Origin of the sequence: Bacillus sp. 37MA (assembly GCF_000372765.1) — a bacterium.
In the GTDB taxonomy this organism is placed as follows: Bacteria; Bacillota; Bacilli; order Bacillales; family Domibacillaceae; genus Domibacillus; species Domibacillus aminovorans.
In genome coordinates, this window is sequence record NZ_KB889752.1 from 2144913 (window position 1) to 2157307 (window position 12395).

Sequence of the window (12395 nt, forward strand, 5' to 3'; positions counted from 1 at the left end):
TAATCAGAAAATTTAAATTATTATCTCATTCTTTTTATTTAGCTGTTTGACGTACACGCAAATGCAATTCTTCCAGCTGTGCTTCAGATACTTCACCCGGTGCGTTTGTCAATACACATGACGCGCTTGCTGTTTTCGGGAAGGCAATCGTATCACGCAAGTTTGTACGGCCAGCAAGAAGCATGACCATACGATCAAGACCTAGCGCGATACCGCCATGTGGAGGCGTGCCGTATTCAAATGCGTCAAGTAAGAAACCAAATTGCTCTTTTGCCTGTTCTTCTGTAAAACCAAGCAGTTTAAACATTTTTTCTTGAATATCGCGTTCAAAAATACGAATTGAACCACCGCCAAGTTCATAGCCGTTCAAGACGATGTCATACGCTTGCGCATGAACAGCCCCTGGATCTGATTCGAGTTTGTCCAAATCTTCACGGGCAGGCATCGTGAACGGATGGTGAGCCGCATAGTAGCGTCCTTCTTCTTCGTCATACTCAAGAAGCGGCCAATCTGTCACCCAAAGGAAGTTATATTTTGATTCATCGATCATGCCAAGTTCTTTTCCAAGCTTCAAGCGAAGAGCACCTAAAGCATCTGCAACGATTTGCTTTTTATCAGCTACAAACATAATTAAATCGCCTGTTTTTGCGCCGGCTGTTTCAAGCATTTTTGCCTGTTCTTCTTCTGTAAAGAATTTAATGATCGGTCCTTTTAATCCATCCTCTTCGACTTTAAGCCATGCAAGACCTTTTGCGCCATATATCGCTGCAAATTCTGTCAAATGATCGATGTCTTTACGTGAATATTTCACGCCACCACCTGGTACGTTAAGTGCTTTTACTTGACCGCCGGATTCAACAACCTGCGCAAATACTTTAAAACCGGAGCCGCGAACAACATCCGCCATATCAATGAGCTCAAGACCGAAACGTGTATCAGGCTTGTCAGATCCGAAACGATTCATCGCTTCGTCGTATGTCATGCGCTGGAATGAATCCGTAATGTCAACATTTTTCACGCGCTTCACAACACGTTTCAGCATTTCTTCTGTCATTTGCATAATATCTTCCTGACTCATAAAGCTCGCTTCAATATCGACTTGCGTGAATTCAGGTTGACGATCTGCACGCAAATCTTCATCACGGAAGCAACGGGCGATTTGATAGTAACGGTCAACACCTGATACCATCAATAACTGTTTGAAAATTTGCGGCGACTGCGGCAATGCATAAAATTCACCTGGATGAACACGGCTTGGCACTAAATAGTCACGTGCGCCTTCCGGTGTTGATTTTGTTAAAATCGGTGTTTCAACATCAAGAAAGCCACTGTCATCCAAGTAATCACGGATTGTTTTTGTTACGTCGCTGCGCATTTTCAACGTATCAAACATAACCGGACGGCGAAGATCCATGTAACGATATTTCAAACGGATGTCTTCTGATACTTCCATACCGTCTTCAATCATAAATGGCGGTGTTTTCGCTTCGCTTAATACGTTGATTTCTGTTACGTGTACTTCAATCGTACCTGTTGCAATGTTTTCATTAATCGTTTCCGCATCACGCTTCACAATTTTCCCTTTAATATCAAGCACGTATTCATTCCGTACTTTTTCAGCGATGGCAAGTGCTGCTCCGGAAATTTCCGGGTTAAACACGATTTGCATAATGCCTGTACGGTCGCGTAAATCGATAAAGATGACGCTTCCTAAGTCACGGCGACGCTGCACCCATCCTTTTAACGTTACTTCTTCTCCAATATGCTGCTCGGTCATTTCACCGCAATAATATGATCTTCCAAACATTTATTTCGCCTCCATTTTTGTTTTTAAATAATCTGTCAGCTCTGAAAGTAGAACATTGTCCTGCGACCCTTCTGCCATATCTTTTACTGTAATACGGTTTTCAGCCAGCTCATCTTCACCGAGAATAGCTGTGAATCTTGCTTTTTGGCGGTCAGATGCTTTCAGTTGTGCTTTCATTTTCCGGTCCTGATAGTCGCGGTCTGCTGAAAATCCAGCCGTTCGAAGTTCGTGTACGAGAGCGACAGAATGGTCTTTTGCCTCAATACCGAGTGCGACGATAAAACAGTCCAATCCGTTGTCCACTGGCCACTCGATCCTTTCTGCTTCCATTGCAGCAATAAACCGTTCAATACTGAACGCAAATCCGATCCCCGGTGATTCTGGTCCGCCAAGATCCTGTACGAGGCCATTGTAACGGCCGCCGCCGCAAAGCGTCGTAATCGCACCGAATCCTTCCGCTTCGCTCATCACTTCAAAAGCGGTGTGATTGTAATAATCAAGACCACGAACGAGCTTCGGATCAATCGTATACGCTATGCCGATTGCATCTAAATAACTCGTCACTTTCGCAAAATACGCTTTTGATTCATCATTTAAATAATCAAGAATCGACGGTGCCGTTGCCATCAGTTCATGATCACGATCTTTTTTGCAATCAAGAATGCGAAGCGGATTTTTTGCAAGACGCGTCTGACAGTCTGTACAAAATTCATCGATGCGCGGCTCAAAGTGTGCAATGAGCGCTTTGCGGTGCGCATTCCGGCTTTCAGCATCGCCTAGTGAATTGATGACAAGATTGAGCTTTTTCAGACCCGCTGACTTATAGATATCCATGATGAGCGCAATTACCTCAGCGTCAATCGCTGGGTCTTCACTGCCGATTGCTTCGACACCGAACTGGACAAACTGACGATAGCGGCCGGACTGCGGGCGTTCGTAGCGGAACATTGGACCTGTATAAAATAATTTAGTCGGCTGATCCGGTATGCCGAACATTTTGTTTTCAACAAATGAACGAACAACAGCGGCCGTACCTTCTGGACGAAGAGTTAAACTTCTTTCGCCACGATCTTCAAACGTGTACATTTCTTTTTGAACGATATCGGTTGTATCCCCGACACTTCTCGTAAATAGTTCTGTATGTTCAAAAATTGGTGTCCGAATTTCCTTATAGTGATAACGGCGACATACATCTTTTGCAATCGACTCAATGTACTGCCATTTTTCCGATTGCCCCGGTAAAATATCTTGCGTGCCGCGTGGAACTTTCACTGACATGTTCATTCCTCCTCATGTATGTATAAGCACATAAAAAAACTTCCATCCCTACAAAAATTTGCAGGGACGGAAGTTTTCCGCGGTGCCACCCTCGTTAAAGCCGGAGCTTTCACTTTTTTGATAACGCAATACGCGGTTTTTCCTACTATTATTCAGAAAAACGCCTCGGAAGTGTCTTTTCATGAAGATGCACCGTAAATGCTCTCAGTCTTGGCATTTTTCTCTGTCCGGTCAAACTTTCATTACTTTTCTTCGTCAATGGCTTTTATTTAGTATGATGAAAGAATTATAAAAAACTTTTGCCTATTTTTCAAGCACGTTTTACGCTTTACTATCGAGAATGAGCGTGACAGGTCCATCGTTGACAAGCGACACATCCATCATAGCACCAAATACACCCGTTTCCACGTGTATACCTTTTCCACGTATCATGTCGTTAAACTGTTCATATAAAATGTTAGCCCGTTCACCGCCAGCTGCCGCCATAAAGTTCGGACGGCGGCCCTTTTTGCAGTCACCATAAAGCGTAAACTGCGAAACGGATAAAATCGAACCGCCACGGTCAAGCAGGGATTCATTCATTTTGCCGCTTTCATCTTCAAAAATGCGCAAGTTGATGATTTTTTCAGCAAGCCAGGCGGCGTCTTTGTCCGTATCGTCATGTGTAATGCCAACAAGCAAAACAAGACCCGATTCAATACTACCCGCTACTTCTCCATCTATTGCTACAGACGCTTGTTTACTTCGCTGTAAGACAATTTTCATTTACATAACACCTTCGATCAATTCATAATTCGACGGACCGCATAAATCTCTGGAATTTGCTTCACACGTTCAACCACTTTTTGCAAATGATTCACGTTGCGTATGAAGATGGACATATCAATTTTCGCCATTTTATTGCGATCAGACCGTCCTGATACTGCGGAAATATTCGTTTTCGCTTCACTGACTGCCTGCAGTACCTCATTGAGAAGTCCCTGGCGGTCGTAGCCAGAAATTTCGATATCCACCAAATACTCTTTCTGATTTGCCGCACCCGATTCCCATTCAACTGAAATAAGCCGGTTTTCCGTATCATTCTCTGCCTGGACGTTCGGACAATCTTTACGGTGAACAGAAACACCCCGACCTTTCGTAATATACCCAACAATATCATCACCTGGAACCGGATTACAGCAGCGGGATAAACGAATAAGTAAATTGTCGATCCCTTTCACCGTCACGCCAGCATTTTTCTTTTGAGCGGAAGGACTCGGCGGCACTTTAATTTCTTTGACAACTTCTTGATTAGCCACTTCTTGATCGCGCCGCTTCCTCAATTTTTCTGTTAGGCGGTTTGCGACTTGCAAGGCAGTAACGCCATTGTAACCGACTGCCGCATACATATCTTCTTCATTTAAAAAGTTAAATTTTTCTGCGACACGTTTTAAATTTTGCTGCGTTATCACGTCTTTTACATCAAATTCCATGGCTTTAATTTCACGTTCCACCATGTCGCGGCCTTTTTCAACATTTTCTTCACGGTTTTGCTTTTTGAAAAACTGGCGGATTTTATTTTTCGCCTGCGACGTCTGGGCCATTTTAATCCAATCTTTGCTTGGGCCGTACGAATGCTTTGACGTAAGCACTTCCATAATATCGCCTGTTTTTAATTTATAATCAAGCGTAACCATTTTACCATTCGCTTTTGCACCGATCGTTTTATTGCCAATTTCCGAGTGAATTCGGTACGCGAAGTCAATAGGCACAGAACCTGCAGGCAGTTCCAGCACATCGCCTTTTGGTGTAAAAACAAATACCATATCGGAAAATAAATCAATTTTCAACGATTCCATAAATTCTTCGGCATCCTGTGATTCGTTCTGGAAGTCAAGAATCTCCCGGAACCACGTCATTTTCTTTTCAAACGATGAATGTTCATCTACTGTGCGACCTTCTTTATACGCCCAATGTGCCGCTACCCCAAATTCGGCAATACGATGCATCTCTTTCGTACGGATCTGTACTTCAAGCGGGTCACCTTTTGGACCGATGATCGTCGTATGGAGCGATTGGTACATGTTCGTTTTCGGCATCGCAATATAATCTTTAAACCTTCCAGGCATTGGTTTCCAGCACGTATGAATAATGCCGAGTGCTGCATAGCAGTCTTTAATGCTGTCCACAACGATCCGGACTGCGAGCAAATCATAAATTTCATTAAACTGCTTATGCTGCATCGCCATCTTCCGGTAAATACTATAAATATGTTTAGGTCGACCAGAAATTTCGGCTGTAATATCCATATTTTTAAGGCCAGTCCGCATTTCATCAATAACATCGTCTAAATATTGCTCTCGTTCATCGCGCTTTCGCTTCATTAAATTCACAATCCGGTAATATTGCTGCGGATTTAAATAACGGAGTGCTATATCTTCAAGTTCCCATTTAATTTTCGACATTCCGAGACGATGAGCAAGCGGCGCAAAAATTTCCAATGTTTCATTGGAAATGCGGCGCTGTTTTTCCTGCGGTAAATGTTTCAACGTCCGCATATTATGAAGACGATCAGCGAGCTTAATTAAAATAACCCGGATATCTTGTGCCATGGCGATGAACATTTTCCGGTGATTTTCCGCCTGCTGTTCTTCTTTTGATTTGTATTTAATTTTTCCTAGCTTCGTCACACCGTCGACAAGCATCGCCACTTCCGCATTGAACACATCCGTCAAATCCTGCAATGTAACCTCCGTATCTTCCACTACATCATGCAGAAAGCCTGCAGCCACCGTCGCCGGGTCCATTTCTAAATCTGCAAGAATACCGGCTACTTGAATCGGATGAATAATATATGGCTCACCTGATTTGCGGAACTGGTGCTTATGAGCCTCTTTTGCATATTCATATGCTTTACGGACAAATTCGACGTGTTCCACGTTCAAATAGGTACGAGTCAAGTCAATGACCTGATCGGCGGTTAATATCTGGTCTTTCGCCATATGCTTTGTTCACCTTCGCCCTTTCAGAAAAAACTAATTGTTCTTATTATCGAAAAAAAAGTGCAGGATGTAAAGCTATCCTGCACTTTTTTTATGAATCGGGCTTATTTTGTCAAATCAATCGTAAGTAAGGAGGGTTAAAATATCATATCCATCCAGATTCGCACGGCCATTCAAATAGTGTAATTCAATTAAAAATGCAACGCCAGCTACAACGCCGCCTAGCTGCTCAACGAGTTTGATTGTTGCATCGATCGTACCGCCTGTCGCAAGTAAATCATCCGTGATCAACACGCGCTGACCGGGTTTCACCGCATCTTTATGAATCGTCAATACATCTTTTCCGTACTCAAGGCCGTATTCCACTTTGATCGTTTCACGCGGCAATTTACCTTCTTTTCGAACGGGAGCGAAACCAACACCAAGAGAGTACGCTACCGGACAGCCGACGATAAAACCACGCGCTTCCGGACCAACTACGAGATCAATTTCTTTTTTACGTGCATACTCAACAATTTGATCCGTCGCATAACGGAACGCATCGCCATTGTCCATTAACGGTGTAATATCTTTAAATTGCACGCCTGGCTTTGGCCAATCTGGCACGATTTTAATATAGTCTTGTAAATTCATTTCTCTCGTTCCTCCCTGTATGAAGCAGGCTGTTTGATCCATTTATCGATTACGTCTTTCAGTTCACGATAGGATGAATATAGAAGCTTCTGTTCTAGCTTATATTGCGTCTGCTTACGATTATATGCAGGTGATTCGCTTAAATCACGCTTTTCTGCCCCTTTTTGCACTTCAATCTTTCCTTCGTTTATTTTAACAAACCCAAGCTCCAAAAACACTTTTGACATGAAACGAATCGTATCATATGACCAGCCTTGCTTTTTGGCGAATAAATCACCTTGATTTTTCACATCAAACGATTCTCTTTGAAGCAAAAAGGCGTAATATCGTTTGAAATGATCACGCGTCGGTATTGTACTGAAAAAATGGCCTTCACGGCTATTAAAATGCGCATAAATACGAGCCGGATTTTTACCCCCGAGAAGGGCTTGAATGATCGATTCGTCTTCCGGTAAATCAATAAATACAATATTCTTTTCATCAATTGATAAGGCAGCCGCTTCAGCGATTGTCGTCAACGTATAAATAGATGGATCTGCTGTTTTTATTTTTGTTGAAAATGCAATGCCAATTCGGTTTTCCGGTACATCCACATACCATTTTGATACCGGCTGTCCACCACGCATATCAAACAATTGACAGTCATCCACGCGCATATCACGAAGCATAAGCTGTGGACGGCGCATATTATTCCATTCGTTGATTGACAGCTCACCGATCACCGAGACGTCGGACGCTTTGGCAATTTGATCGGCATATTCACCCATGCCGAATCCGACACCATCAATCGTCTGTCCCTCTCGTTCCAGTGCTACTTTTAAATGCGTCTGATTCGCTCCGATTTTTTTCATCGTTGCCAGTTTCGCATCTTTAATAAAAAAAAGCGGCTTCGGGTTATTCATACCGAATGGTGCTAATTTTCGCAGTTCTTCAATGCTCTGTACAGATACATCAACTATATCCGCTTCCGCATCAACATTCACAATAGGTATAAAATCTTCTTCTGTTAATGTTTCATTAGCAATTTTAACCATTCTGCTGCGCAATTCATCCACATCATCAATCGATAATGTCATCCCTGCAGCCATAGGGTGGCCGCCAAAGTGAGGCAAAATATCACGACAAGTAGATAAGCTTTGGAATAGATCAAACCCATTAATACTTCGGGCTGAACCTTTAGCGATGCCTTTTTCACGATCAAAGCCAAGCACGATTGCCGGGCGATAAAACGTGTCCGTCAATCGTGAAGCCACAATGCCGACGACACCTGGATTCCAGCCTTCTTTGCCAACGATAATAACTGGAAATTGATCAGGTGGAAAATCACGATTCACGATGTCAATCGCTTCTTTCGCCATTTCGTTTACAATGGACTGCCGTTCTTTATTCATTGCATCAATTTCTTCTGCAAGCATGAGCGCTTCTTCCATATCTTCGGTCATCATTAAATCAGCGGCAGGTCCAGCATCATCTAGACGCCCCGCTGCATTAATCCGCGGTCCGATCATAAAGCCGACTGTTTCTTCATCAATCGAAGACTGTTCTGTCCCCATTTGCTGGCACATGGCAACGATCCCCGGACGCTCGGATTGGCGAAGAGCCGCTAGTCCTTTTTTCGCCAGCAATCTGTTCTCCCCATTCAACGGCACAAGATCCGCAATCGTACCGATAGCTGCAAGATCCAATAATTGCTCCGGGACATATTCATAAAGTGCATGCGCGACTTTAAAAGCAACACCAACTCCCGCTAAATAACCAAATGGATACGATCCATCGGGATGTTTCGGATGGATAATTGCAAGTGCTTCGGGTAGTTTGGGACCTGGTTCGTGGTGATCGGTAATGATTAAATCAATGCCGATTTCTTTTGCTACTTGCGCCTCATGAATAGCTGAAATGCCTGTATCAACTGTCATAATTAAACCGAATCCACTTTCTTTCGCATTGCGGAAAGCCTGTTCATTCGGTCCATATCCTTCTGTAAATCGGTTCGGTATGTAATACTCTGCGCGAATACCATAATCACGAAGAGCTGTCATTAAGACAGCCGTACTGCTTACACCATCTGCATCATAATCACCGAAAACAAGAACAGGCTCATTGTGTTCTTTCGCCTGCTTAATCCGGTCAATTGCTTTGTCCATATCTTTTAATAAATATGGATCGTGAAATGAAACGCCTTCTTCAAATAAAAATGCACGTGCCGCTGAAACATTATCAATGCCGCGGCTTAAAAGCAATGAAGCCGCAAGTGGGCTCATCTCGATTTCTGCGGCGAATTTTTCACTTTTTTGCCGATCCATATCACGAACGATCCAGCGCATTTTCGATTTCAACATAAATTTCACCCCATAACCCTATCATTATACGGCGCACTTCCCCAATTGACAACAACGAGAAAAAACCAGTGTCAAAACGGATTTTCATTCGTCTTGACACCGGTTTATTATTCACCGTCCGGGATTAACCGAGTTGAATTCGCTTCAGGAAAATCCATTTTACGGTGCTCTAGCTTTAATTCATGCATTTCTTTTTTCAACCGCTCATTTTGACGGATGATCTCTTTATTTTGACGTTTTAATGCCATCGTCCGGAACAAGCTGAACATAAATATCGCAAGGCCACCCATTAAAACAGCAAATAAAATAACAAGAATTAGCGGCCACTGCGCCTGACCAAATAAATAGTTCACTGTGACAGAATCCACATTAATAACAGCAAAAATAGCAATAGCGAGTGCAAAAATTAATCCGAAAATAAATGTTGTTTGAATTTTCATCTTTCCCCTCCTCACCTGCCTTTCTTTTCCCTATTTTGCATGCATTTAAAACATAACAACTGCTTTCTTTTTGAAATAAAGAAAGCAAGTATCCTATTCGGAAAAATCAATTCAAATGAACGATTTGTTCACATAAAAAAAGCGAGGGCAGTTACTCTCCCTCGCTTTTTACTTACACTTGAAGTTCATCTTTATTCGTATTTTTTTCTTTATACGTAATAAGCGTTCCTTTTTTCTTCAATTCTTTCTTTTTCCAGATGAGCCACAATTGAGCAGCTATAAAGATGGATGAATACGCACCACCGATTAAGCCGACAAGCAGGGCTATCGAGAAGTTCAAAATAGATGGGCTGCCGAACATAATAAGCGCGATAACGGCAATGACAACGGTTAAGACCGTGTTTATAGAACGTGTCAACGTTTGACGTATACTTTTGTTTACAATCTCATCCAATTCTTCTGGTGTTTTAATTCTCCGCTTCTTCGCCATATTTTCACGCATACGGTCAAATGTCACGATCGTATCATTTATCGAATAACCGACAATCGTCAAGACGGCCGCAATAAATGTAATATCTACTTCAAGACGCGTTAAGCTGAAGAAGGCAACGATGAAAAACACATCATGTAAGAGCGCCAAGACTGCGGCTACACCCATGTAAAGCTCAAATCGGAAAGCAACATATAAAATGATGCCTAGTGCTGCAATGAGAAGCGCGAAAACGGCATTTTTAGCGAGTTCTTTTCCGACTACCGGCGAAACCGTGCTAATATTCGGTTCCGCACCGAAGGCTTCCTTAAACTGCGCTTTCACTTTAGCAATTTCTGTTTGAGTCAGCGCCTCTTTAAACCGGGCAGAAGCAATATTACTTTCTTCCCCGCCAATCGTCACATTCGCATCATAACCAAGATCTTCAAGCTCGGTTTGAATAACTTGTTCTGTTAACGGTTCATCAGCAAGCAATTCCATTCGCGATCCGCTTGAGAAATCAATCCCTAGATTCAAACGGAAAATACCGAGCACAATCATCCCAGCAATGATGGCAATAGCGGAAGCTGCAAACAATTTTTTATGTGGCTTAACAAAATCAATTTTATCGAAGCGCGTCGGCAAATCGAGCGCGTCATATCCTTCACTAATCGGGTGAATATCTGATTTTTTCACTCCGAATAATCCCGGCTTATCTTTTAGCCAATTGCTGTTTACAAGCATACCGAGCAAAACACGTGCACCCCAGATCGCCGTAATAAAGCTGACTAAAATACTGATGATAAGTGTTGTCGCAAATCCTTTCACTGAACTTGTCCCAAAATAAAACAGGACGCCACCAGCCAAAAGTGTCGTAAGGTTTGCATCCACGACGGTTAAGAATGCATTCTTACTGCCTGTCTGAAACGCCGCGCGAATCGATCGGCCAATTTTTATTTCTTCACGAATCCGTTCGAATGTAATGATGTTCGCATCTACAGCCATTCCGACCCCGAGAATAATCGCAGCAATCCCAGGAAGTGTCATAACTGCGTTTATTAATTCAAATAACAGCAATGTCAAATAAAGAAAGACAGACAATGTGATAGCAGCAACAACACCAGGAAGCCGATAATAGAAGAACATAAATAGAAAAATGAATGCAATTCCGATAATACCAGCGAAAATCGTTTGATCTAGTGCCTGTTCACCAAATTGGGCTCCGACAGATGTTGAATAAATTTCATTCAGCTTAACCGGTAATGCACCTGCATTGAGCATTGCCGCTAAATCCTGTGCTTCTTCCACAGTAAAATCGCCTTCGATGGTGACATCCTTCGTATTAAATACTTCCCTTACATTTGGTGCAGATAAAAATTTCGGATCTTTTTTTTGAATTTCAGCTGCGTAAGAATCGGTTCCTTCTTCAAAATCAAGCCAGATGACAAGCTGATTATTTGGCGTCATGGCAACGATTTTTTCAGTAACCTCTTTAAATTTCCCACTGTCTTTTAGTTTAATAGCTACATTCGGCTGACCTGTTTCGGTAAAAGACTGCGCAGCGCCGCCTTCAGATAAATCGCTTCCATCCATCATTAATGTGTCATTTACATCACGAAACGATAAATTCGCCTGTGTTGACAGCATACTTCGCGCCTGATCCTGATCTTCTACACCAGCCAGCTGAACCCGGATCCGGTTCCCGTCTTCCACTTGAATGCTCGGTTCGCTCACCCCGAGACCGTTAATTCGTTTATCAAGTGCTTCTGCTGTATCCGCTACAACACTTTCCGTAATTTTTTGTCCTTCTTTTGCAGGTTGTACTTCATACAATACTTCAAACCCGCCCTGCAAATCCAGACCGAGTTTAATATTTTTGACGATATCGTTCGCTGTCCCACTCATCGTGCCAAACAAGACGAGCACAACGAGGAGAAATGCAATGATCCGGCTCCGCTTTACCATGTCAATTCCCACTCCTTAATTTATGTAAAAATATAATTGATTAAAAAAATTCCGGTAACGAACACCAGAATTCATCAGCACAATTCATTATGAATGAGATAAAAGAGACTGTCAATTTACTCACTATTTTTACGCGGTTCAAATAATTTCGTCATTTCTTCATCTGAAAGCGGCGTACCCCATTCTGGTGATTTGTAAGCACTTACTTGTGTGAAACTCATATAATCACCGGGCTTCACGGATAATACATCTGAGACCAATTTGGAGACTGCCGGTTCTTCCTGTACGACTTTCCATTTCTTTTTCGTTAAATAATGCCAGAGCGTTTGAATACTGACTGTATGATATTCAAATAGCTTAAATTCTTCCACTTTACTAACCAATGCAGGTAAAAGTTTTCGGTAATATGTGTCATACGGATGTTTGTCCATCAATCGTGTCCCCCTGTCATGCTCGTCCCTCTTTGTACATATATCTCATTAT

At 42.5% G+C, this 12395-nt stretch carries 9 protein-coding genes and 1 other annotated feature; all 9 genes read right to left on the minus strand.

Features of this window, described 5'->3' with window-relative positions:
- Nucleotides 1-34: 34 nt before the first annotated feature.
- Complete coding sequence (gene aspS / locus A3M5_RS0111990; protein WP_018394023.1) at nucleotides 35-1807, minus strand: aspartate--tRNA ligase; 1773 nt, start codon at nucleotides 1805-1807, stop codon at nucleotides 35-37.
- Entirely contained in the window at nucleotides 1808-3085 is a 1278-nt protein-coding gene (hisS, locus tag A3M5_RS0111995; protein WP_018394024.1) for a histidine--tRNA ligase, read from the minus strand.
- A gap of 59 nt (nucleotides 3086-3144) precedes the next feature.
- Nucleotides 3145-3353, minus strand: a binding site (T-box leader).
- Between the two features lie 53 nt (nucleotides 3354-3406).
- Complete coding sequence (gene dtd, locus A3M5_RS0112000) at nucleotides 3407-3850, minus strand: D-aminoacyl-tRNA deacylase (protein WP_018394025.1); 444 nt, start codon at nucleotides 3848-3850, stop codon at nucleotides 3407-3409.
- Between the two features lie 17 nt (nucleotides 3851-3867).
- Nucleotides 3868-6066 carry a RelA/SpoT family protein gene (locus tag A3M5_RS0112005; RefSeq protein WP_018394026.1) on the minus strand — a complete coding sequence of 733 codons (2199 nt, stop codon included), beginning with the start codon at nucleotides 6064-6066 and terminating at the stop codon, nucleotides 3868-3870.
- Nucleotides 6067-6183: 117 nt separating this feature from the next.
- Nucleotides 6184-6699 carry an adenine phosphoribosyltransferase gene (locus A3M5_RS0112010; RefSeq protein WP_018394027.1) on the minus strand — a complete coding sequence of 172 codons (516 nt, stop codon included), beginning with the start codon at nucleotides 6697-6699 and terminating at the stop codon, nucleotides 6184-6186.
- On the minus strand, nucleotides 6696-9038 hold the full coding sequence (recJ, locus tag A3M5_RS0112015) for a single-stranded-DNA-specific exonuclease RecJ (RefSeq protein WP_018394028.1): 2343 nt from the start codon (nucleotides 9036-9038) through the stop codon (nucleotides 6696-6698). The genes A3M5_RS0112010 and recJ overlap by 4 nt, the downstream gene beginning before the upstream one ends.
- Before the next feature lie 107 nt (nucleotides 9039-9145).
- Nucleotides 9146-9478 carry a LapA family protein gene (locus A3M5_RS0112020; protein WP_018394029.1) on the minus strand — a complete coding sequence of 111 codons (333 nt, stop codon included), beginning with the start codon at nucleotides 9476-9478 and terminating at the stop codon, nucleotides 9146-9148.
- 172 nt (nucleotides 9479-9650) lie between these two features.
- Nucleotides 9651-11912 carry a protein translocase subunit SecDF gene (secDF, locus tag A3M5_RS0112025; RefSeq protein ID WP_018394030.1) on the minus strand — a complete coding sequence of 754 codons (2262 nt, stop codon included), beginning with the start codon at nucleotides 11910-11912 and terminating at the stop codon, nucleotides 9651-9653.
- A 116-nt stretch (nucleotides 11913-12028) separates the two neighbouring features.
- Nucleotides 12029-12343 carry a post-transcriptional regulator gene (locus A3M5_RS0112030; protein ID WP_018394031.1) on the minus strand — a complete coding sequence of 105 codons (315 nt, stop codon included), beginning with the start codon at nucleotides 12341-12343 and terminating at the stop codon, nucleotides 12029-12031.
- Nucleotides 12344-12395: the final 52 nt, after the last annotated feature.